The following is a 24,080-nucleotide window of genomic DNA, read 5'->3' as shown; positions in this document are numbered from 1 at the left end:
GTTCGCGAGAATAAAAACCGTTGCGGCTATTACCAGAAGACCAGCCGTTGGAACTATGTTTCTCATATCCTAGAAAACTAGAAAGTTCAACCTTAAGCAACTGGTTGATGGCATCTTCAAGTTCTTGACGAAAGACATCTTCAACAGATTGTTTTTCTACTAGCGCTTGCATGAGTTTTGTGTTAAGATTTGACATTAGGGAACCTCATTTCTTTAGTGTCTTTGTTAGCACTTAACACTATACAGGAATGAGGTTCCTTTTCCTATGGGCCTCTTAGAGTTTACACATAAAATTTTATACTATCTTTTGAAAATATTTTTATTATAAATACCAGCAGGTATCTTTAAAATAAATACTATTTCGCCAATACCATATATGCAGTGATTTCCAGAAGTCCCAAACCAATCAACGCCCAAACTTTTATCTATTGGAACATTATGTGATGACTATTAATTTTTAACAGCAGTAGGATTGCTACTATCTGGAATTTTAGAAAACTTTCCACTTTTGTCCAAAAAATGTATATGTATCACATACAAACCAATTGTTAAAAGTTCCAAGGTAATTCAGCCATATCCAACAACTCCCATTTAAACCAAGTGCAACTTAAATAGATAATTTACTCATATCAACTCCTTCTGCTGCAAGTAATCGTTGTTTTTTTTCTATGCCGCCGGCATATCCGGTAAGACTTCCATTAGACCCGACCACTCTATGGCACGGAATAATAATAGAAATTGGATTATGCCCCACAGCCCCGCCGATCGCCTGTGCCGACATGGTTTTTATTCCATTATATACCGCCACTTCCGCAGCAATATCACCATAAGTACGAACGTGTCCATACGGAATATCACACAAAATTTTCCAGACGATTTGCCTAAATGTACTTCCCGCAGGAGCAAGAAGCAATTCATGTATTTTCGGATTCTCCCCCGAAAAATATCGCTGCAGCCAAGATACAGTTTGAGTAAATACAGGGATATGCTGATCATATATTATATCGTTATCCATACCAGCCCCGTAATATTTTTGCCCTGCAAACCATACACCGGTAAGATAACTTCCATCACTAGCCAGCAAGACTTCCCCCAAAGGTGTTTGCGCTTTTGCTGCATACTTCATAATCAATGCCCCTTTTCTGATAAAAAATCCCACAAATTCATCACAGCGTAACTTCGCCATGGCCGCCATTTTTCCGCTTGCTGCAGCATTTCTTTTGTGGTCATAGGTTCCATTGCCTTTTTTATTCCATAATCAGTCTCTAAAAAAATATCTGTACATCCCATTGCCCGCATCGCTATATATCCAGCCGTCCACACACCGATCCCGGGAATTGCCAGCAATTTTTTTATTTCTTTTTCTGGATCTGCATATACTTGACAGTAATTATCCTCCTGATAAAATAACTGCGCCAAGGCCTTAATTGTCCTTGCCCGTGTCGAAATAATTCCCAATGATGCTATTTTACTTTCCCCAGTTGTCCCAAGACCAACAATCTTTTCGGCAGTTGGAAACACATAGGATAATCCTTGTATCGTTGTTTCTATCGGTGTCCCAAAAGTTTCTGCAAATCTTCCTGCCAGTGTTTTTGCAGCCTTTATCGTAATTTGCTGCCCAAGTACGGCACGTACAGCCAGTTCAAACGAATTTATACAACCGGGTACACGTGTCCCTTTTACACATAATCCTGATTTTATCGTATTCATGGACAGCAATGCTGTATATATGATTTCAGGATCACAATATACATCAAATAAACACTTAATTCGACCCAAAATCTGTGGAATAACAGTAATCAAGTTATCACTTAGCATCACTAACAGCACACTTTTTACTGGATTATTTTTTACTTTTATCCATCCTGATCGATAAATTCCCTGCCTGTCAACCTGACTCATTGTACGCATGTAGCAGTCATTTTGTACAACTTCTACACCTGGTATGGCCCGCAAAGAAAGAAAGTCAAGCATTTTTTTCCATTCATAAGGGGGATGGTAGCCTATACCAACGGTAAGTACCTCATTTTTTTCCCTTTTCTTTTTTAATTCTTTGCGAAGAGCCGTTGGTGCCAAATGATACTGTTTTTTAAATAATTCATTAAAGCGTCTTAGGCTTCCAAATCCCGCCGCCATAGCCACTTCGAGCATAGATAAATCAGTATCTGTAAGCAGGCTTTTTGCCAAAAGAAGGCGACAGGTCTGCAAATACGCAACAGGAGTTACATGATACGCTGCCGCAAAGACACGCCTCAGGTGGCGATCTGTACATGCCAGCTGCTTAGCCAAGACCGTTATGCTGACACCACTTCCGCAATGTTCTTCTAATAATCTGGCAGTTTGAATTGCTATTTCTTCTCCTGTTTCTGTAAATGATTTTTCAGGTGCAAGCTCCGGCCGACACAACAGACACGGACGAAATCCGGCTTGTTCTGCTTCTGCCGCTGTCTTAAAATAACGACAGTTTTCTTCTTTCGGAAGTCTTGCTCTGCATATAGGACGACAGTAGATGCCAGTAGAAGAAATGCCAACAAAGAACTGTCCATCAAACCGTCTATCTTTAGATCTAAACGCCGCATAATATATTCTTCGTTTTTTTTCTTCCATAAGCAACTCCTCTCTTAATGGTATTATTATATCATGTCCTCCATAAAACACTGGCTGTTTTCGGACATATATACGACAAAAAAGGAAGCATCTATTAATTTACATGCTTCCAATTCTATCTTCAAAATTCAAAATGAAAAATTTTTATATTTTATCAGATATATCTAAAATCTCCTGCACTCTCCCAATAATACCCGTATCAAGGCGTACTTTTATACCTCTGTGGTGTACTGCACTATGAGTCAAGATATCCTTTACAATACCTTCTGTTAATTGTCCTGTTTTTTGATGTTGCTTTTGTACTATTTTTACACTAATGCCCGGCCTGATATTCTTTCGTTCTGTACCATTCATTTTTATGTCTCCCCACATATTCGTTATATACAACTACGTTAACTAACTTCAAGTAAATAGGTTCTTTTATGCAAAATGCCTGTTCTTCAATATAACCTTGTCTGGCACTCCCCAATGGCATCTCCTGTAAAAGATATAATGTCAGCTATGCTTATTTCTACGTTTCAAGCATCATACTCGCAGTTGCTTCGGCTGCTATAGTACCATCCTTTTTCCAAATTTTCCCTTCCATCGTCCGTAATCTGCCATGCTGGCTTACCGCTTTTCCTTCTGCTTTTATAGTTTCACCAATCAGCACAGGTTGTCGAAAGCGAATTTCTATTTTTGCAGTATATGCTTTACGATGTTCTACTTGATATACATAATTTCCCATAACTTCATCCAGCAATGTGCTGATAAGTCCACCATGCATATTTCCATCATAACTTTGATGTTCTTTTTGCGGTGTAAAATAAGCAGTACAGCATTCCCCCTGTATGCTCATTTTCAGCTTAAGGCCTATTGGATTTTCTTCGCCGCAAGCAAAACACCATGAATTATCGTTTTTCACCCGTTGATCCCGTTCCATTTCACACCGCCATCCTTTCCCATACTATGCTGTTAATTACCATATCATACATTAGCAAAAATCACAATGATACACCATTACAGGTAGTTTTAACTAATTCATTTGCACCTTATCAACTACCGCTAAGCGATATATCAGCTTTACCACTTCAGATAAGAAAATAACGCTGGCTGAAACCGCCATAATCTTCAGCCACATCATACCATCCAGGGGAACAGTACCAAAAAAAGCACCGGCAAACTGAATAATTAAAATCTGCAGCACAAACGTAAGAAAAACGACACCTAACATAAGTTTATTTTTAAGAAAATGTTTAAAAATACTTACAGCATGAAGTTCCCGGCAATTAAAAGCGTTAAACAGCTGAAATAACGTAAACATAGTAAAGAGGACCGTTATCATCTGTTCCTGTCCGGCATGTAAAAAATCAAACGCATATTGGCACAAAAATACAATGGAAATATATATGCCTGTTGAAACAATTCTCAATACCATTGGCATAGAAACAATGCTCTCGTTTCTCTTGGTCGGCGGATGTGCCATCAAATCACTATAAATCGGTTCCAATCCCAATGTCAATGCCGGGGGACCATCCATAATAAGATTGATCCATAATAGTTGAAGTGCCGTAAAAGGTGCTTTAAAACCAAGAATAATAGAAACCAGAACTACCGTAACAGAAGCAACATTAACGGTCAATTGAAATTGGATAAAATGCTTGAAATTTTCATAAATTCCACGTCCCCATGCAATCGCCTTTACAATTGTTGAAAAAGAATCATCCAGCAAAACAATGTCACTTGCTTCTTTTGAAACATCCGTTCCCGAAATTCCCATAGCAATACCAACATCAGCGTTTTTCAAAGCCGGAGCATCATTAATGCCATCTCCTGTAACAGCCACCACATTCCCCTGACTTTTCAGCAATTTTACGATTCTCATTTTAATCGTAGGTGTACTGCGGGCAATCACACTGATACAAGGAAGAAGCTGCAGTAATTCTTCATCGTCCTTATCAAAAATATCCTTAGCTTCCACTGCAATTTGGCCATTTTCCAAAATATGAAGTTCTTTGGCAATTGCCGTTGCCGTAATAATATTATCGCCCGTCAGGATTTTTAAATCTATACCTGCCCGACGACAGTTTTTCACCGCCTCGTACACATCCTCCCTTAATGGATCGGAAATGGCAACAAAGCCGTCAAAAATCATATTTGTTTCCATCTTAGCATGCAGTTGTTCATTTTTATAATCCTGCATGGAGTCCAATTCCTTATGAGCAAAAGCAATGACACGCATGGCTTTTTCCTGAACCGTCATAATGTGCCGTTCAATTTCCCGGCGCTGCAAATCGGAAAGAGGTGCACACATTGAAAATATAGCTTCCGGACTTCCTTTTACATAAGAAATAATTTTGCCATCGACATTGCTGACCGTTGTCATATGTTTTAAATCCGATGAAAAAGGAAACGCCATCAGCACATCATGTGCAACACGTTCCTCTCTATATGATTTCCCGCTTTTTTTTCGGGCTTCGGATCCTTCATAAAAATTTAACATAGCACATTCTGTCGGATTGCCGATAAAATTTCCTTCCGGAGATACATCTGCAGTAGAATTAAGACATACATTGTGAGCAATCCATTCTGATGACAACGTTTCTGGATGCGAATGAAAGACACTGTCAAAGAAAGCGGAAACTGTCATCTTATTTTCTGTAAGTGTCCCTGTCTTATCCGAACAGATTACGTTAATACACCCTACTGTCTCTGATGCGATCATTTTCTTGACCAGTGCATTCTGGCCTGCCAGCTTGATAATATTAATAGAAAGCGACACCGCTACGATTGTCGGCAGCCCTTCCGGCACAGCTGCAACAATAAGAACAATACTGGTAACAAAGGCTTCCATAATACTTCCAAGACTTACTTCGTCTGCTTGCACAAAAGAAAAAACTTCTACAGCAAATACAACGATTGCCGCCATAACACCCAACATGGTGATAATTTTTCCAAGACGCGCAAGTTTTTCCTGCAGCGGCGTAGAGGTACGTCCCATATCCGTCAATTCTTGCGCAATTTTACCAAACTCCGTATGATCTCCCACTGCAGTAACTGCCATTTTCCCATATCCATTGGTAATGTAGTTTCCCGAATAAAGCATATTACTGCGTTCTGCAAGAGGCGTTTTTTCATCGGTAAAAAAAGTTTCCGAATCTTTTCTTACAGGAACACTTTCTCCGGTAAGAGCCGATTCATCGGATTCTAAATCAACACCTTCCAAAAGTCTCCCATCCGCCGGGATTTTATCTCCTGTCGCAAGCATAACGATATCTCCGGCAACGAGTTCATTTTGAACTATCATTTCCGTTTTCCCATTCCGGAGAACTTTTACATAACTATCTTCATTAATTTTGGAAAGAGTCTCAAATGCCTTTGCACTTCTTCCTTCCATCACAACCGTAATAACAACGGAAAGAAAAATTGCTACAAAAATTCCTGCACATTCTAAAAAATCAGCTTCACTTCCGGTAGCTGTACGAATTACATTGACAGCCACATCAATCAGGCCCGCCATAATCAGCATCAGAATCATCGGTTCTATAGACGCTTCAAAAATTCTGCGAGCTAATGATTTAGGCTTTTTTCGGGATAGAGAATTACTCCCATATTGATTTCGATTTTGTATAATTTGATCAGATAATAGCCCCTCCGATAAACTGGTATGAAACTGTATAAGCACTTCATCCTGATTCATCATAAATTCTTTCATCGACATTGCCCTCCTTGCTTAAACTTTTCATATATAGCTCACGCGTATTTGCTTATAAAAAATGAGACCCGCGCATGGCAATAAAACCATACGTGAGTCTCGTTTTTTAAGACAAGCCAGACCAAATTGGTCAGTGTGTTGACTTGGCACACAATACCTGCGCAAACTACTCCCTCACAGAGCATTAAATTATTTTTACACCTTATCATGTCCACGCCGATTTGTCAAGAATTCAGTATTTTGATTATCAACAGGTTTCATCCTAAATTTGCAATGCTACCTCATTAGCCGACCAAATAGCATCCATAATATTTGCCGGATTTTCAGCATCACCGACTACATAGACATCCCTGACTTTCATATGAACTTTTTCATATAATACATTATTGGAGCAAAAACCAACGCAAATGACAACAGAATCCGCCTTTACTTCCTGTTTTTCAAACTTATTATTAATCAAAACAGCACCATCATCCGTTATATTAAGCAAACACGTACCGGTAATCGTTTGAACATGATGATACTTCATAAGATCAATAAGCATAATTTTATTCATATGCGGAATAGGCTTTCCTGCACTTAAAATATTTTCAAGAGCTTCCACTACCATTACTTTCTTGCCCTTCTGTGCAAGCCATAATGCAGTTTCACATCCCACCAAACCGCCGCCGATCATTAAAACAGTGTTTCCCGTTTGTTTTGTCCCATTCAAAACCTCCACCGCAGTACAAACCTTGTCGGTATCAATGCCCGGAACCTGCGGTATTTTCTCAGTCGCACCCGTCGCGAGTATGAGGACATCCGGCTTTTTCTGCTCTATGAGATCTTCCGTTACCTTTGTATTAAAAACAACAGGAATCCCAAGTTCTTTTATCTCGTTTCTATACCAATCAAGCAGCCGTCTATCATCGTACTTGAATTCGGGGACAGACCCGGGAATGACACTTCCGCCAAGTTGTCCGCACGCTTCATATAAACTCACATCATGTCCTTTCATTTTTGTAATCCTTGCCGCTTCCATTCCCGCAATGCCGCCGCCTGCAATCATCACTGTTTTAGGAGTATTCGTTTTCTTTATTTCATAATAGCGTTCTCTGCCACAAGCCGGATTGACAGCACAAGACAAATGCTTACCTTCAAATCCTCGGCCCATACACCCCACATGACAGCCAATACACGGACGAATAGACTGTTCACAATCGGTCTTTACCTTTTGGGGCCAATACGGATCAGCCAACAACGCTCTTCCCAATACGATCATATCTGCTTTTTTATCTTTTAACGCATTCTCCGCCATTTCCGGTATATCCATTTTCCCTGCTACAATAACCGGCTTATGTATCACTTTTTTCAATTTATCCGTACAATCAAGATATAATCCATGTTTTTGGTAAATAGGCGGATGAGCCCAATACCAGCCATCATATGTACCTTCATCAGCATCAAAAGCATCATAGCCTGCTGCCGATAAAATTTTAGCAGCCTCCAGCCCTTCTTCCAGATCGCGCCCTTTTTCCTCATATGCTTCATCAGGAAGACCGCCTTGTCGCCAATCTTTCATACAGCTCTTTATACTGAATCTTAATATAACTGGGAAATCTTCTCCTACCGTTTTTTTAATCTCCTGAACTATTTCAGTCGGCAGTGTCAATCTTCCTTTAAGATCGCCCCCATATTTGTCTGTCCTGCGATTAAAGACTGACAACGTAAACTGATCAAGCAAATATCCTTCATGTACTGCATGAATTTCAACACCGTCATATCCTGCATGTTTTGCGATAGCGGCTGCTTCACCAAATTTTTTCACTATCCATTCTACTTCATCCGTCGTCAATTCTCTGCAGGTTACTGTGGGATCCCAGTAATTAGGAACAGCTGAAGCCGAAACAGGCTGCTTTGTGAGAAGAATCCCAGGAGCTCCGCTACGCCCAAATCCCATAGACAACTGCAAAAATACTTTTGAACCGTATGCATGAATTCGCTCCGTCATTTCCGACGACGTAAGTGCAAACCTCATTGGTTTTATTGAAGTGCAGGGAAGTAATCCGGGGACAATTTGATCTAGTTCATTTTCAACTTTGCAGACACTAGTAATAATAAGCCCCGTTCCGCCTTTAGCTCTTTCCACGTAGTAATCAATTGCACGCTGGGTAAAACAACAGCTTTCATCAACAAGTCCGAAAGCCCCCATAGGAGCCATGGCAATTTTGTTTTTAATCTGTACATGACCGATTTTAATTGGATCAAATAGTATACTTCTCGACATACAAAACGCCTCCTTCGACAAAGAAAATCAAACTAAAGAAATGACCCTATATTAAATTATGCAGAAACAGCACACGCGATATTACTTAATCTCAATATACAGGATTTTATTAAAATGTCAATAGTTGAAAATAACATTCACATTGCGAAAAAATAATATTATTATTAAATTTAAACATTTATATATTTTTTCTATACTTCCATAAATATTTAAATTTTTTATAACGTAAATAAGACTATGTATTTTTATACTTTTATTTATGAAAAAATCAATAATATAAATTCAATCCCTTAGTCGACTGTATCTACGTTATTCAATCAATTTAAATTTTTTTCATAATGCTTATTATTTCATTAAATACACGTCTTCTATACTGCTAACAGCAACTATATTTTTCTTATAAATAACATACGATACATGTATATGGAAATGTTGGTAAAGTAAAGCCGCCGTTCATCCCCTAATTCTCAACTGCCAAAAAGCTACTGCACTTGCCGCAGCTACGTTAAGTGAATCCACCTGGTGAGACATAGGTATTTTCACCGTATAATCACAGGCGTCAATAATAGATTGTGATAATCCATACCCCTCTGTACCGAATAGTAAGGCTAATTTTTTTTCTGCTGCCAGTTTCTTGTCTTCTATACTTACGGCATTCATGGATAGTGCCATAGCGGCAGTCTTAAAACCCATTGAATGCAATATGGAAATATCGGTTCCCATATGTGTCCATGGTACTTGAAAAACAGTTCCCATACTGACACGCACGGAACGCCGGCATAGTGGATCACAACAAGAAGGGGTAACAAGCACAGCCTCTATATTCAAAGCTGCTGCCGAGCGAAATATAGCCCCCACATTCGTAGAATCTGTCATGCCATCCAGAACTGCTATTCTGCGGGCTTGCATAATTAAATTCTCTACTGCCGGCAGTACCGGACGAGCCATAGCACACAAAATGCCGCGGGTAAGCCTATATCCCGTCAAGTCCGCCAGCACTTCCCTATCTCCCGTGTACACCGGTATATCACCGCACCGTTCAATAATACAATTAGCTTGCCCTTTAATTCGTTTTCGTTCCATTAAAAGTGCCAGTGGTTTACAGCCATTTTTTAAAGCCAGCTGTATCACCTTAGGACTTTCCGCAATAAAAATTCCTTTTTCCGGTTCCAACCGGCTGCGCAGCTGCACTTCCGTTAAATGAGCAAACAAAGCTAATTCCGGGGCTGCGATATCTTGTATTTCTATAATACGAGCCAAAAGTCTTCCTCTCCTTTATCACTTTAAATTAACATTTTTCTTATCAAAAACAAGTGATGCAACTATGTTTTATTGGCAAAGAGATAATCAATAACGCTATCTATATTATTCAAGTATTCTGTTCTTTTGGCAACCCTCCTATGAAAAAATAGGGATTTTTTCGTTCCACCGGCGATATAAAGAACACGATACAATTATCTTAGCATATTCACATATAGAAGCAATAAAAAAACGGAACATCCCATCCATAGGAATGCTCCGCCTAAAAGTTACATTATACTTTTTTGTTTGTATTACACAAGTGCAATACAACAATAGAAAGCAGCAATATGACGACTGCTGTAGTAGATACAAATTCGTTAAGATCCATCATGTCCATTTTCATCATCTCCTGATTGAAAACATACTCAATACATTGCATTCAAACAATGCCATGTCAACAATGAAACTTAAATTTTTTTTTATTTAATATAACAGAGCAACATGGAGATTCTGTAAACTTTATCTTAAAAATATGTAAAAAAATATATACTCTTTTCCCTTGCCTCCGTCCTTGCCTATTTTTATGATAAAATTGCATTATTTTCAAATATAAACTGACCATACAACCTATTCTCTTTCTCAAAATATATTTTTTAAAAACATTATACTATCTTTTACTCACCTTAAATACAAAATTTACTGCATCCATATATACAGCAGGTATAGTAAACGTAAGAATACTGCCATACACTTTATTCCTCTGTTAACGGCATATATTCGTTCTGCAGCCTTTGTAACCAGATTATATATTGTTTTCATAAAAATATTGATAAAGAAATTATGCTGCATAAAGGGGTGCTGTCAATGATCCATATTAACAACAATCATACAGAACTTTTTAATTATCTTATTGACCTTGCGGGAATTTTTAATCAAGGAACTATTCTTGCCAATGAAGCCATGCTCGATATTTTAAAAATCCCCCATCATAGGGAAAAAATGTTTCATCTTGAACACCGCGCGGACCAAATCAACCAAGAAATCATTACACAACTCTCTTGTATTTTTGTTACCCCTATTGACCGGGAAGATTTTTACAAACTTGCCTGTAATTTAGAAGATTGTGTAGATCGAATGCATGACTTTCTGATGCGTACCGAATTATACCACATGAAAGAATCCACGACCGCTGCCATTCAAATAACAACACTATTAATCGATATGTCGGCAGCTCTCGTAGAATTATTTCAGCTGTTAAAAAATATATCTAAAAATGAATCTGTATTAATGAAAAAAAGTACTCATTTAGGTACTATAGAAAGTGCCGTAGATACTATATATCGGAAAGAAATATCCCGCATATTTGAAGGGAATATTCCTCTTTTAGATATTATAAAATGGCAGGATCTGCTAAATATATTAGAAAACACCTCTGACCAAGTAGAGTATCTTAGTAATATATTAAAAGAGGTGATCATGAAATATGCTTGATACATACCTTATGATTACTGTTATTTTTTTAACACTATGCTTTGACTTTATTAATGGATTTCATGATACGGCTAATGCGATTGCAACGTGTGTCGCCACACGCGCCATTCGTCCTGAATTAGCGGTAGCAGGAACCTGCCTGCTTAACTTTATTGGTGCCCTCGTGTTTACAGGGGTAGCTCAAACAATCGGAAATAATATTGTAATTTCAGCGGCTGTAATAAATGAAGTAATTATTATAGCCGGATTATTAGGCGCTATTTTTTGGGACTTGGCAATGTGGTATCTGAATACGCCCTCCAGCTCATCGTATGCACTCATTGGAAGCCTGATCGGAGCCGTTTTTATCTCAGTCGGTTTACCCGTCCTAAATATTTCAGGCATTATCCTTATCATTGTATCATTGATAGTTTCCCCATTCATTGCCATGGTAATCAGTTATATCAGCATGAATTATATCATATATCTATGCAGAAACTATAAACCGTCAAAAGTAAACAAATTAGCTAACCGCCTGCAAATCATATCGGCAGCCTTCATGGCCTTTGCACATGGTTCCAATGACGCGCAGAAATCCATGGGAATTATTACACTGGCGTTAGTATCGAATAATATTATTAAGACATTAGAAGTACCTATAATTATAAAAATCGTTTGTGCCGCTGTATTAGCACTTGGCACTGGAATTGGCGGTTGGAAAATCATGCATATGGTAGGAAATAAAATATTTAAAATGCACCCTATTCACGGATTTTCTGCCGATTTAAATTCAGCTGTCGTAATATTGGGTGCAACACTGCTATCTCTGCCAGTTTCTACTACACATGTCGTTTCCGGGACAATTATAGGAATTGGAATGGCAGAACGAATCAAAGCAATTCACTGGAATGTAGCGAAAAACATACTGACAGATACCCTGATAACGCTGCCTTGCACCTGTATGTTAGGAGCTGTTTTCTATGTGGTGATCCGTTATATATTCACAACTATACTGCCTTTTTACCTATTAGTTAAAGGATAGAACCGACTTATGCTAAAACCGTAACACGGTGTAAAAGTTCTTCCCATCCCAAAATATGATTATCCCACCTTAGTTTCATCTATTTTTTATTGCACTTCCTCTTTCCGGCAATTGCCTGCATATTTTCCGTTGTATATCCTGCTCTTTTCGGCAAAAACTAATACTGAGCCCAAATCATATATAGTATCGTTCCAACAGTAAGACTCAAAAACATATTTTTTTTCCATTTGTGCAATGCGGCAACAAAAAATATCACTAGTACCTCCGGCAATCCATGCATGGATGTAAAAACTGCATCTTTTAAGCAATACACAATCAACAAACCGATTACAGCCGGAGGAAGTACCACGCCAAAATAGGTAATATAATCCGGCGTTTTTTTATTTTCCGGGAAAATAAAAAATGGAAAAAAACGAGTAATACTAGTCCCGGCAGTCACTGCTAATATAGTTATAATATGTTGCTCAATCGTCATAGTTTTATCATCTTCTCTTTCTTCTTACCGTTTACTACCATGAAACAAACAATAATGGCAGCCATGGCAGGTAAAATAAAAATTTGACTTCCAAACACAAAAAGGCAGCTTATAGAACAGAGTATGCCTGTAATCGCCGGAAAATGGATCTTACTTTTATCCCATTGTTCTATAAATAGTACAACAAAAAGTATCGTCATTACAAAATCTATTCCCTTGGTATTGAAATGAATTATATAACCTAAAAGAGCTCCCAGTGTTGCACCGGTAACCCAGTAACAATGATTCAATACGGTGACAAAAAACATAAACCATCCACGATCAACATCATCCGGCGGTGTTATCGCATAATTGAGAGTAAATGATTCATCACACATAGCATATATAAGGTACCACTTCTTCCATCCCATGTGATTATATGTATCTAACATAGAAATTCCATAAAATAAATGTCTGGCATTAACCATCAGCGCAAGACAAAAAGCATAGAATGGATTATACGAAGATACCAATAATTGTATCGTAACAAACTCCATGGACCCTGCACAAATAAATAGGCTCATGCACATGGGATAAAAAAAAGAAAATCCTTTGCTTGTCATAAGAAAACCATAAGAGATTCCAATAAAAAGAAATCCTATACAAATAGGCAATGTGTGTGGCAATGCTGCTTTAAAAGCTTTTATTCTCATAATTATACTCCTTACTCCTTGCTATTATTTCTCATTTTCTGATATAATATGCATATCATATAATTGTTCTTTATATCGAACTATTGTATAATATATTGTACATTTGTTCAATATAATTGTCAATAAAAAAGGAGAAATTGATGGAATTAGGTATAATCATTGCTATCAATTTAAAAGAACTGCGCACAGAACGCAACCTCACGCTTGGTCAACTATCAAAAATATCAGGCATCAGCAAAGGAATGCTATCCGATATCGAAAAAGGAAGCAGTAATCCTACCATAAACACCATATGGAAAATCGCAAATGGCTTAAATGTTCCCTATACCCGCTTAATGGAGGGAATTGAAAATGAAGCCACCCTTGTACGCAGAAACGAAGCAGTAATGCAATCCAATGAAACTAAACATTATCGTGTATATTGTTATTTTCCAAGTACACCGGTCCGAAATTTCGAATTATTCTATGTGGAATTAGACCCTCATACTTCAAATGCTTCTATTGGTCATTCAAAAAAAGCCCAGGAGTATATTTATATAATGAATGGAGAATTAGAACTTACAACATCTGCTGAAAACTATACATTAAAAGAAGGAGATTCTCTAGCTTTTGACTCTTCTATTAATCATACATACATGAACAGGCAAACTACATTATTAAAATTCATCGTCATTAATTTTTATCCTAATTGATGATTTAATGTTTATATAAAATATTACTATAGCGTAAAAACATGATACAATAAAAAAAACATAGAAAAGAACATTCGTACAAAGCCGGCCGTACTATAAACGGCTGCTGCAGAAAGGAGTTTTATTATGAAAAAGACAATAATCAATAACGTAATTGGCAGAGAAATTATCGATTCCCGAGGAAATCCTACCGTAGAAGCCGAAGTCTATCTAATGGATGGCACTATAGGACGGGGAGATGTTCCCAGCGGTGCCTCCACCGGAAAATTTGAGGCGTTAGAGCTTCGTGATAATAATGCCGCCCGCTTCATGGGTAAAGGCGTTTCTAAAGCAGTAACACATATCAACGAAATTATTTTTCCTGCATTGTCCGGATTAGATGCAGCCGATATATATAATATAGATAACGTAATGATAGCCCTCGATGGAACAGCGGATAAGTCTAAGTTAGGGGCAAATGCTATTCTTGCTGTTTCCATTGCCTGCGCACGAGCTGCTGCCGCGGCATTAGGTCTGCCGCTATATCGTTTTCTGGGTGGAGTCAATGCCAACCGTCTGCCCGTGCCTATGATGAATATATTGAACGGCGGTGCACACGCTGCAAATACGGTAGATGTACAGGAATTTATGATTATGCCGGTAGGAGCCTCCCATTTCCACGAAGGATTGCAATGGTGTACCGAAGTATTCCACACCTTAGCCGATCTCCTGAAAGCGAAAAAAATGACAACTTCTGTCGGTGACGAAGGTGGATTTGCTCCTGATCTGAAAAGTGACACAGAAGCCATTGAATATATTTTAGCTGCCATAATAAAAGCTGGTTATGAACCGAAAAAAGATTTTGTGTTAGCGATAGATGCTGCCGCCAGTGAATGGAAAAGTGCCACTAAGGGAAAATATATTTTACCAAAAAGCGGACAAACATTTACTTCTGTAGAATTAGTCAAACACTGGCAGGAATTATGCAGTAACTACCCTATTTATTCGCTTGAAGATGGTTTGGACGAGGAGGATTGGGAAGGCTGGCAATGGATGACACAGCAGCTAGGTAAAAAGATCCAATTGGTAGGTGATGATTTGTTTGTCACCAATACAGCCCGACTTGAAAAAGGAATCAAATTACACTGTGCTAATTCTATTTTAATCAAATTAAATCAAATCGGCTCTGTTTCAGAAACCCTAGAAGCGATAAAAAAAGCGCACAAGGCCGGCTATACCGCCATTGTTTCCCATCGTTCCGGAGAGACGGAAGACACAACGATTTCCGACCTGGCTGTCGCCTTGAATACATGCCAAATAAAGACAGGTGCTCCAAACCGCAGTGAACGCGTTGCCAAATATAATCAACTGCTGCGCATCGAAGAAGAGTTAGGCAAAAGCGCTGTATATCCAGGCATCCAAGCTTTTAATAGGTAACCATTTATTCTTCTGAAGGAAGAGTTATCGTGATCATGCAAAAGACAACGTCAAGACGTCTTGACGTTGTTTTTTTGTATGATCACGATGTTTTTTTATCACTTTTTTCGCAGAACAAAAGCAATAAAATTTAAATATTTTACACCGCCGGCATCTATAGCTTTTCGATCATGAACTGCAATTTCATTATCTTGCTTAATCCAGTCTCCCCAAAGTTCATCTCCCTTTCCTTGCATCTCATAAAGGGAAATCACCTCAGCATCCCGGCTATTATTTACAATATCTGTCCAATATGTAATATCATGCAGATATGCAAGCTGCTCTGGTGTCCATGAAAGGAGCAATTCTTCCGGCAGATTATGATGGCAATCTTTTTTCATGCCGGGAACACAAATATAAAGATATCCTCCGCGTTTAACAAAGGGAATCAGTTTTGCATCCAGATATTCCGGATCACGCCCCCAATAGTTATATGAATCCGTACTAATTACGGCATCGAAAAAATTCTTTTCGAACGGAAGATGTTCTGCATCTGCTTTAATCGGTATGATTTGTTCATAAGAAAAACCCATTTTATCAAAAAATTCTCGATTTTCCTGCGGATCACTCCATAAATCCGCAGCATATACAGTAAACCCATAGTCCTTTGCGAGCATAATACTGGTAAGCCCCTGTCCGCTCCCAAGATCACAAACAATGCTTTTCGCAGGAATTTTATGATGGAGCAACAGTTCCTCTTGTAATTTAAACGGATTCGGTCCCATAATTTTAGTTAGTAATTCAGGCGTATTATACTTTTGACTCTTATCATATTTCATCTTCAGCATTCCTTTCTAACTCTAAATAATGCTTATTTTGGTATAATTTAATTATATTTCGCTTTTTTATAAAAGATTCCTGCTAAACAAGTAAAACACAAAAAGGCGACATGATAATAAGCTCCATGCCGCCTTTAATACTTTATGTTCTTTTTTTCATCATAGACACTATTTTATAGACAGTTTTGCAGGACAAATAGTATGTCTCTGCCAATTCTGCCACAGATATTCCACAGGTATACGCTTCGAAAATGGCGATATTCCTTTCTGTATATATGTGTCTGCTATTTTTTATTTCTCCCCATGCTTTTTTATTTTCTATTTTTCTGGGAATGTACAAATATTCTCCGTCTATATATTGTTGCACGGCTGCAAGCAAATGCTCCGGCAATACACTCACTGCATTTTTATAGCCCATTGTGCGCCTCCCTTATAATGAAAATCTCAGGATTACGCAAGAACTATCGTCATCGTTGAATCATGCGGCAGTCCTTGCTGCACATACTACCGATGGAAGGTTATAGTGAATAATAAGACAACGCCCCTTTCTCACTTATCTGCTTTTCTTATTTTTAAACTGTTTCTTTACCCGTTTCATTTCTCCTTTACTACCAAACATTCTGTTGATTTTCTCATTTTCAAGCTGGCGGGAATTTAATCCAGCATACGCTATCTCTCGCTGCAATCGCTGATAGCTGACAAATCGTTTCTCAGATACACTTCCGTTTGCGATTGCCTCTCTAACAGCACATCCCGGCTCGGTTCCATGAGAACAATTGCTAAATCTGCACTGAGCGGCAATCGCTTCCATATCGGCAAAAGTTTTAGACAGATTTCCTGTGAAAATTTGCAGTTCCCGCATCCCCGGTGTATCTATGACAATTCCCCCCTTTGGCAAAAGCAGCAACTGACGACATGTAGTAGTATGTCTTCCTTTATCATCCGCTTCTCGTATCATGTTTGTTTTACATACATCTTGTTCCATCAGATAATTGATAAGTGTAGATTTTCCGACTCCCGAGGAGCCAACAAATGCGATTGTTTTTCCTTCCTCAACATACGCATAAATAGTGTCGTATCCCATTCTATTTTCAGAAGAACAGGAAATAACATCAACACCCATACTCACAGAATAAATTTGATTTAATTTTTCTGGCAAATCATTGCACAAATCCGCTTTTGTCAAGACAATAACAGGAGAAGCCATACTATCCCAGGCCATGGTTAAATACCGCTCAATACGCCGGATATTAAAATCCGCATTAAGGGACATACAAATAAAAATAGTATCAATATTGGCAGCAATGATCTGCCCTGAAGTCTCCGCACCCGCAACTTTCCGCATCAAAGCACTGCGGCGGTGCAGGACCTTATGAATAACAGTCCTGCCATAATTTCCATCAACCCGCTCTACCATTACCCAGTCACCAACAGCAGGAAAATCCGTATAATCCTCTGCCTGATACGCAAATTTACCGGAAACAACTGCCTCGATCTCTCCGTATTCACTTATTACGTTATATACTTCACGATGCTGTACAGTCACTCTGGCAACAAGCCAACTCTCGTAAGAATTTGCTTGTTGTTGAAAATATTCGTCTAAGCCGTAATGTTTTAAATTGATATGCAATAGATTCAAATCCTTTCATAACGTCTATACATATCCAACAGTCTTGCGGCAATAAAAAAGCGCAGTTATCCACTGCGCTGCAAAACAACCAACTGAAAGATGTGCTAGCCAACTCTTCGCCGTCATTCCGCAAGGCATTAGGATACACAAAGAAAGCAGGCCATAATCCCGCTTTTGTGACACAATAAGTACCTCTTTATACGACCTAGATGACTGACATCAACACACCTCTTTCTAATAATTCATAGCGTATCATGCTCCTTAAAAATTGTCAAATTTCTGCCTATGCATTTAAATCATCTAAATCAACAACGCAGTTTTCTATTTTCTTCGTTACAACCAATTTTCCGGATGATCCATCATCCACTGCAATTTCTCTAAAAACACCTTTATATGATATCCATCAATGACCGCATGATTGACGGTAATAGACAAAGGCATCCCAATAGTATTTCCAATTTGAGAAAATCCTCCTGCTTCGAAAAGAGGAGCATAATAATATGTCGCATTTTGTAACTGCATGGACAGACTATTAAAAGAAAACCATGGTGTACAAGCAATAATATAACTATTAGAAGGCGGTTTTCCTTTAGCAGACAAGATTCCGTGCTGCTTACCATATTGATCCATATCTGACATATACTGTTCATAAAACCTATTAAAATTGTCGTTATACACGGTCCAAAGAAAAGTTAGTGTTTTATCATCTTTATGCAATATCGGATAACAAGGTGTTCTATCATTCCAATACCCTAATGTATCATTTTGCACAGCCATAAGAAACTCTTTTTGTTCATTTAACACATGCGTAATCAGATACAAATACGCCGGAAAAAATTTTAATTTTTGTTTTTTTAATGCATTTTTTACTATCGTGACATCCAGTGTCACATTAATAGAATAAATAAGGGTAGATACAGTATTAGTAAAATATGTATAGGTTTGCGCTCTAGGCCATGTATTCATATCAACTGCATGAAAATATGTTTTCATTTACACATTCCTCCTAAGATCGATTATCAATTATAAATAAGCATAAAAAAAGACGCCGGCAGCGTCCTTAGTACATAGCCCAAGAAATTTATTTATATACAACAAAAAACACTGCCATCATCATTTCTATGCTTTTGTCTAAAAAAGGACAGACGTATCCCTTGTGCAGGTAAGCGAACTATAAAAACAGGTGATTTCAAAACTCGCATTGTGTTCGCACTCGATGGCATCATCACTCTTTTCCTCCCTCCATAGATTTATTTGTAAAATAGATGTACATAAAAATAATGGATATGTTTTTCATTCCCTTACGTATCTATTAAGTTTCTGCCAATGTAATCAATTTTCGGATAGACATCGGTTGTCCTATAACAATAAGAATATCACGGGCTGCTATCGTTTCCGTTTCAAGTGAAGTAGATAAAAATGTATTATTTCGTTTAATAGCCGCAATAGTTAAATTAAGAGCTTCTTTAGCCCAAAAATCCGCAAGTCTTTCTCCCACAAGTTTTGATTTTTCACAAACTCGTATTTCAGCCATATCCACATCAAATTTTTGATTGTAAAACATGTTTTGCAGAAAATCATAGGCAAGCGGATGTTCTATCGCCGCCAATATCTGTCTTCCCCCTGAAATAGAAGGCGATATAACCATTGTCGCACCCGCCTGCTTCAATTTAGATTCCGCTTCTTCTTCATCAGCTCGTGCTGCAATAATAATACTCTGATTTTGACTTTTAGCCGAGAGAGTAACATATACATTGTCAGCGTCATCGGACAATGCCGACACCAAAATTGCGGCTCTTTTAACCCCCGCTGTCTGGAGCACTTTATCCAATTTGGCATCGCCGCAAATAGTCAGAATATCATCTGATTGCAAGGAATTGGCTTTTTCCTGATCCGATTCAATTACCACAAAAGGTTTGGCACTATTTTTCAATCCTTCTATTACTTGTTCACCAACTCGCCCTGCTCCACAAACAATGACATGATGATTAAGTTTCGCTATTTTTTGTAACATGGTACGCCTCCCAAATTGATCTTTTATATGCCCCTCAACAATAATGCTCAAAATTAATACGAGCATATATCCTGCCGTACCCACGCCGGAAACAATAAAAAAAATGGTAAATATCTTTCCAGCAACAGTTACCGGAACAATATCTCCATAACCAACTGTACTGAGTGTAGTAACGGTTACATAAATAGCATCAAGCCAAGATAAATGTTCAATAAAAGCAAACCCAAGGATTCCAATAGTCACTATGCAGAGAACATATACGACAGCCATTTTTAATCGATTCATCGGGCCCGCCTCTTTTTCGCGTATTTTTATCCAACTGCTTTATTTTGTCAACCTACTATTCCATTACCTGTTTCAAAAAATATTCATTGACCGGATTTCTTTTAAATAAAGGTATCCGCATCCCTTATCGAACTTATATATATAAACTTACTGCAGATGCACGGCCTTTAATGGACTTATTTTACCAAACTATCCCCGCCTTGTAAATGTTAATTCGTTATCGTGCAATTTAAAAGTTCAATAAAAATACAGACATTTTTTATTCTCTTGATATTTTTATTTCAAATCCCAATTCGTGCAATATAAGATTGTCATCAATACGTTCCTCATAAATTCCATCTGCTATTTCAAATTTATTTTTTACGTAAAGATGTATTGCCGGTTTATTTATATCGGCAACAAACAGCCTTACATAATCCGCTCCTTTTTGTTTTGCTAGTTCGACTGCTTGATGGAGCAGCATACTGCCTATTCCATTTCCCAAATAATCGACATGTACACCTAGCCGCTCAATATATACCGCCGTGCTATCATTATTTTTCCACCTTACGTCCCCTGCTCCTGAATTGGAATCACATAAAGCAAACGCGGAACATATTTCATCATGTTCTTCCAAAACATAGAGTCTATTTTGTTCTATATCATTTTTGAAAAACTCACATGGATATACTTCGTCCCAAATTGAGATAGTGTTTTCGTTCATATTACGGATTATGTTTCTATACATGGCCTGAATCTTCGATAAATCATCACTAGCAGCCAATCTCAATTCCATGACGAGTATCCCCCATTCTACCAAAATATATACCCCATCTATTTTTCCTTAATTATTAATTATTTATTGTATGTTTTATATTTTACAATAATATTTAATAATATCCAAGTATCTATATCGGCATTGATAAAATACGCTTTAATGCTTATACTATATTTACGAGCATCGTATATTACGATACTCGTAAATATAGTATAAGGAGGACTAGGCATTGGATGAAAATACGATAATACATAAACTTCTCGACGTTTTCGAATATAAAAGTGAGTATCAGCGTAAAACTTCTGCTATCCAACCACAGGACATGTATATTTTGGAGAGGATATACTGCAGCAAAAAAACAACAATCAAGAAACTTACCCAACAATATGGGATTCCCCCATCTACACTTACAGGAATTATTGACAGACTGGAAAATAAAGAATTGATTGAGCGACTACGAACAAATATCGATCGAAGAGCGATAGAACTTATTGCTACACCGAAAGGAAAAACAATAGTAGAAAAACATATAAAAGAAGACATACTATTTTCAAATCATTTCTTTAATACATTGGAACCGGAAAAAAAAGAAAAACTAAAGGAACTGCTTGAAGAAGTATTGGATAATATACATATAGATTCTTTATTTACTCTGAATAAAAAATAGCCTGGGGGGTGTTTATTTTGTCATTACTAGAATTTCAAAACGTATCTTTTAATAATGAAGGTAAATCCATTCTTAACGATATATCTGTACAAATTGAAGAAAATGATTTTATTTCAATTGTTGGTCCGTCCGGCAGCGGCAAAAGCACCTTTCTTAAACTTTGCAGCTATTTGATCAGCCCTACTAAAGGCGGTATCCTTTTTAAAAACAAAAATTTCACCTCTTATGAGCCAACGGAGTTAAGAAAAAATATTTCCTACTGTTTTCAGACACCCTATCTTTTTGGTGATACTGTCATGGAAAATATCAATTTCCCTTTCTCTATACGAAACCGCAATCCAGATCAAAAAAGGATCACTGCTTTATTTTCTATGTTTCATATGACCACCGCCTATTTGAACAAAGACGTACGGAATCTTTCCGGTGGAGAAAAACAACGGATAGCTCTGATCCGCAGTTTACTATTCAAACCGGAGATTCTTCTTTTAGATGAAATTACCTCTGCCCTTGATGTAACAAATACAAACATTGTTGAAGCTGTCATTAATACATTAAATAAGGAAGGTATGACCATTTTATGGGTAACTCATAATCCTGAACAAAGCAGGAAATATGCGAATAAACTCTTATCTATAGCAGACGGCGAAATAAAATCCTGGGAGGTTATAAAATGAATAGTTCAACTGCAATCAGTATAACATCTTTACTTATTTCATCTTCATTGGTACTTGTAACGCTTTTTTTCTCCTATTGGCAAAAGCTAAAACTTGAAAAGGAAGTCATCATTGGGGTTATCCGAGCTGTAGTTCAACTTATTATAGTAGGATACGTACTGGAATATATTTTTGGCCTAAAAAGCCCTGTTTTTACAACTCTCCTGCTTATTTTTATGATATTCAATGCAGCCTATAATGCTGCAAAAAGAGGCAACGATGTCAAAAATGGTTTTTATATCTCTTTCTTATCTATATCAATTGGAACCATTGCCACGCTGACAATTCTTGTTGCATCAAAAACAATTGAATATGAGCCATACCAAATCATTCCTGTCAGCGGTATGATTATCGGCAACGCTATGGTCGCCCTTGGATTATGTTATAGACAAATCGCAGCTGATTTTAAAAACAAGCGAGACGAAGTGGAAACAAAACTTTCATTAGGTGCCGATATACTGCCTTCCTCTATTGATATTATACGCAACTGCATAAAAACGGGCATGCTGCCAACGATTGATTCTGCCAAAACACTGGGAATCGTATCACTTCCAGGTATGATGACCGGACTAATCCTAGCCGGATCCTCTCCGATGGAAGCAATAAAATATCAGATCATGGTTACCTTTATGCTTCTTTCTACCTCTTCCATCGCTTCATTTATTGCCTGTTATTTAGCGTACCGGAGTTTTTTCAATAGTAAAAAACAATTGCTCTTTATAAAATAGCCGATGCAGCAAAATAAATAGGAAGCCACTCATTGCAAAAAGACGTTCAATACGAATATTGAACGTCTTTTTGTACACACAGTATTATAAAATCAAATAAATTTTTTCGATATATTCAGTTTACAACGATGTGAGTACGGCTATTTCCTGTGCTAAAAGTAAATAAACCTTTGCCAAAAGATATCCATCCGCTGCGGCATGGTTTAATCTGACACTGACCGGCATCACAAGACGGCCATTTTCTTTCCGATACCTGCCCCAGTTCACAATAGGCATAAAATAAAGATAGCCATCCGGCAGTTCCACGTGCAGTGCATCATAAGACAGCCAGGAAACATAAGATGCATCAAACCAGTTAGGATGATGCTCCATATCGAGTCCATACTGCCGGGATTGCTTGGCTTTTTCGATATCCGCTGCGCAACCTTCATAAAAAATATTATATGCTGGATGATAGGTTGTATAAACAGGCGTACAGGTTTCTGTATCTTCATGGAAGATGTACTGCGTAGGATGAATCCGATCATACACAATAACTTCATCACTCTCCCATAGATATGCCATTCGATAATCTTCTCTGGCATTTAGCACTTTTGTTAAAATATACAGAAAATTAATATAAAACTTTGTTTCTGTTCGTCTGGAAAATGCATCCAGTGCAGTCACATCAATAGTGTGGGTCATCGAAATAGAACATTTACAATCTTTGGAAAAATGCCGGTATACACCACGACGGTAATATGTTTTTAAATCTACTTTTTTATAATTCATTTCATCAGCCTTCTTTGCTATATTAATTAAATTCATACTCATAGCAAAATCAGCCGTCAGCGACTATACTCGCTTCATACAACCGCCGCTGCAGCTAACTT

25 protein-coding genes are annotated in these 24,080 nt (G+C 37.7%); 7 read left to right on the top strand and 18 right to left on the bottom strand.

The window, feature by feature from the left end; genetic code table 11:
* The 8 genes from BLR11_RS09835 to BLR11_RS09800 all read right to left on the bottom strand — a co-directional run.
* Positions 1-196: transposase (locus BLR11_RS09835; RefSeq protein ID WP_176762951.1), on the bottom strand; the 196-nt coding region annotated here is incomplete at its 3' end.
* A 411-nt stretch (positions 197-607) separates the two neighbouring features.
* Positions 608-1,126 carry a methylated-DNA--[protein]-cysteine S-methyltransferase gene (locus tag BLR11_RS09830; RefSeq protein WP_091651384.1) on the bottom strand — a complete coding sequence of 173 codons (519 nt, stop codon included), beginning with the start codon at positions 1,124-1,126 and terminating at the stop codon, positions 608-610.
* Between the two features lie 2 nt (positions 1,127-1,128).
* Positions 1,129-2,607: a DNA-3-methyladenine glycosylase 2 family protein gene (locus BLR11_RS09825; RefSeq protein WP_091651382.1), complete on the bottom strand. Its 1,479-nt coding sequence runs from the start codon at positions 2,605-2,607 to the stop codon at positions 1,129-1,131.
* Positions 2,608-2,751: 144 nt separating this feature from the next.
* Positions 2,752-2,961: a YwbE family protein gene (locus tag BLR11_RS09820; protein WP_091651379.1), complete on the bottom strand. Its 210-nt coding sequence runs from the start codon at positions 2,959-2,961 to the stop codon at positions 2,752-2,754.
* Positions 2,962-3,118: 157 nt separating this feature from the next.
* Positions 3,119-3,529 carry a PaaI family thioesterase gene (locus BLR11_RS09815; RefSeq protein ID WP_091651376.1) on the bottom strand — a complete coding sequence of 137 codons (411 nt, stop codon included), beginning with the start codon at positions 3,527-3,529 and terminating at the stop codon, positions 3,119-3,121.
* Positions 3,530-3,622: 93 nt separating this feature from the next.
* Positions 3,623-6,301 (bottom strand): calcium-translocating P-type ATPase, PMCA-type, encoded by a 2,679-nt coding sequence (locus BLR11_RS09810; protein WP_091651374.1) that lies wholly within the window; start codon positions 6,299-6,301, stop codon positions 3,623-3,625.
* A gap of 262 nt (positions 6,302-6,563) precedes the next feature.
* A complete protein-coding gene (locus BLR11_RS09805) occupies positions 6,564-8,567 on the bottom strand; it encodes an oxidoreductase (protein ID WP_091651371.1) in 2,004 nt (667 codons plus the stop codon).
* A gap of 453 nt (positions 8,568-9,020) precedes the next feature.
* A complete protein-coding gene (locus tag BLR11_RS09800; RefSeq protein ID WP_091651369.1) occupies positions 9,021-9,827 on the bottom strand; it encodes a TrmH family RNA methyltransferase in 807 nt (268 codons plus the stop codon).
* Positions 9,828-10,673: 846 nt separating this feature from the next.
* Between BLR11_RS09800 and BLR11_RS09795 the strand changes: the two genes are divergently transcribed.
* Both BLR11_RS09795 and BLR11_RS09790 read left to right on the top strand, forming a co-directional pair.
* Positions 10,674-11,300, top strand: a complete 627-nt coding sequence (locus tag BLR11_RS09795; RefSeq protein ID WP_176762950.1) for a DUF47 domain-containing protein — start codon at positions 10,674-10,676, stop codon at positions 11,298-11,300.
* A complete protein-coding gene (locus tag BLR11_RS09790; RefSeq protein ID WP_091651363.1) occupies positions 11,293-12,321 on the top strand; it encodes an inorganic phosphate transporter in 1,029 nt (342 codons plus the stop codon). The genes BLR11_RS09795 and BLR11_RS09790 overlap by 8 nt, the downstream gene beginning before the upstream one ends.
* Positions 12,322-12,478: 157 nt before the next feature.
* Here the strand turns inward: BLR11_RS09790 and BLR11_RS09785 are convergent, their stop codons facing one another.
* Both BLR11_RS09785 and BLR11_RS09780 read right to left on the bottom strand, forming a co-directional pair.
* Complete coding sequence (locus BLR11_RS09785) at positions 12,479-12,796, bottom strand: branched-chain amino acid transporter permease (protein WP_091651360.1); 318 nt, start codon at positions 12,794-12,796, stop codon at positions 12,479-12,481.
* Positions 12,793-13,488, bottom strand: a complete 696-nt coding sequence (locus tag BLR11_RS09780) for an AzlC family ABC transporter permease (RefSeq protein WP_091651358.1) — start codon at positions 13,486-13,488, stop codon at positions 12,793-12,795. Before BLR11_RS09780 ends, BLR11_RS09785 begins: the two co-directional genes overlap by 4 nt.
* A gap of 140 nt (positions 13,489-13,628) precedes the next feature.
* Between BLR11_RS09780 and BLR11_RS09775 the strand changes: the two genes are divergently transcribed.
* On the top strand, positions 13,629-14,180 hold the full coding sequence (locus BLR11_RS09775) for a helix-turn-helix domain-containing protein (protein ID WP_091651355.1): 552 nt from the start codon (positions 13,629-13,631) through the stop codon (positions 14,178-14,180).
* 126 nt (positions 14,181-14,306) lie between these two features.
* Complete coding sequence (eno, locus tag BLR11_RS09770) at positions 14,307-15,596, top strand: phosphopyruvate hydratase (RefSeq protein WP_091651352.1); 1,290 nt, start codon at positions 14,307-14,309, stop codon at positions 15,594-15,596.
* Positions 15,597-15,694: 98 nt separating this feature from the next.
* Here eno and BLR11_RS09765 read toward each other — a convergent pair whose 3' ends face one another.
* From BLR11_RS09765 to BLR11_RS09740, 7 genes are all read right to left on the bottom strand, one after another.
* Positions 15,695-16,414 (bottom strand): SAM-dependent methyltransferase, encoded by a 720-nt coding sequence (locus BLR11_RS09765; RefSeq protein ID WP_091651349.1) that lies wholly within the window; start codon positions 16,412-16,414, stop codon positions 15,695-15,697.
* Positions 16,415-16,556: 142 nt separating this feature from the next.
* On the bottom strand, positions 16,557-16,832 hold the full coding sequence (locus BLR11_RS09760) for a CD3324 family protein (protein WP_091651346.1): 276 nt from the start codon (positions 16,830-16,832) through the stop codon (positions 16,557-16,559).
* A gap of 135 nt (positions 16,833-16,967) precedes the next feature.
* Entirely contained in the window at positions 16,968-18,044 is a 1,077-nt protein-coding gene (gene rsgA / locus BLR11_RS09755) for a ribosome small subunit-dependent GTPase A (protein WP_091651344.1), read from the bottom strand.
* Positions 18,045-18,068: 24 nt separating this feature from the next.
* Complete coding sequence (locus BLR11_RS14145) at positions 18,069-18,227, bottom strand: hypothetical protein (protein WP_176762949.1); 159 nt, start codon at positions 18,225-18,227, stop codon at positions 18,069-18,071.
* Between the two features lie 150 nt (positions 18,228-18,377).
* Entirely contained in the window at positions 18,378-19,037 is a 660-nt protein-coding gene (locus BLR11_RS09750; RefSeq protein WP_091651341.1) for a CatA-like O-acetyltransferase, read from the bottom strand.
* Positions 19,038-19,356: 319 nt separating this feature from the next.
* A complete protein-coding gene (locus BLR11_RS09745) occupies positions 19,357-20,343 on the bottom strand; it encodes a potassium channel family protein (RefSeq protein WP_091651339.1) in 987 nt (328 codons plus the stop codon).
* Between the two features lie 259 nt (positions 20,344-20,602).
* Positions 20,603-21,118, bottom strand: coding sequence for a GNAT family N-acetyltransferase (locus tag BLR11_RS09740; protein ID WP_091651336.1), 516 nt, complete (start codon positions 21,116-21,118; stop codon positions 20,603-20,605).
* Between the two features lie 211 nt (positions 21,119-21,329).
* On the opposite strand from BLR11_RS09740, the gene BLR11_RS09735 reads away from it, so the two are divergent.
* The 3 genes from BLR11_RS09735 to BLR11_RS09725 are packed head-to-tail and all read left to right on the top strand — an operon-like array spanning position 21,330 to position 23,208.
* Complete coding sequence (locus BLR11_RS09735; RefSeq protein WP_091651333.1) at positions 21,330-21,767, top strand: MarR family winged helix-turn-helix transcriptional regulator; 438 nt, start codon at positions 21,330-21,332, stop codon at positions 21,765-21,767.
* A gap of 17 nt (positions 21,768-21,784) precedes the next feature.
* Positions 21,785-22,441, top strand: a complete 657-nt coding sequence (locus tag BLR11_RS09730) for an ABC transporter ATP-binding protein (RefSeq protein ID WP_091651330.1) — start codon at positions 21,785-21,787, stop codon at positions 22,439-22,441.
* Positions 22,438-23,208 (top strand): ABC transporter permease, encoded by a 771-nt coding sequence (locus tag BLR11_RS09725; protein WP_091651328.1) that lies wholly within the window; start codon positions 22,438-22,440, stop codon positions 23,206-23,208. The genes BLR11_RS09730 and BLR11_RS09725 overlap by 4 nt, the downstream gene beginning before the upstream one ends.
* 120 nt (positions 23,209-23,328) lie before the next feature.
* Here the strand turns inward: BLR11_RS09725 and BLR11_RS09720 are convergent, their stop codons facing one another.
* On the bottom strand, positions 23,329-23,979 hold the full coding sequence (locus tag BLR11_RS09720; protein ID WP_091651325.1) for a CatA-like O-acetyltransferase, family 3: 651 nt from the start codon (positions 23,977-23,979) through the stop codon (positions 23,329-23,331).
* Positions 23,980-24,080 lie beyond the last annotated feature (101 nt).

Origin of the sequence: Megasphaera paucivorans, from assembly GCF_900103535.1 — a bacterium.
Lineage (GTDB): Bacteria > Bacillota > Negativicutes > Veillonellales > Megasphaeraceae > Megasphaera_A > Megasphaera_A paucivorans.
Note: the sequence above shows the minus strand (reverse complement) of the source record. Positions and strands in the feature narration are given on the sequence as shown.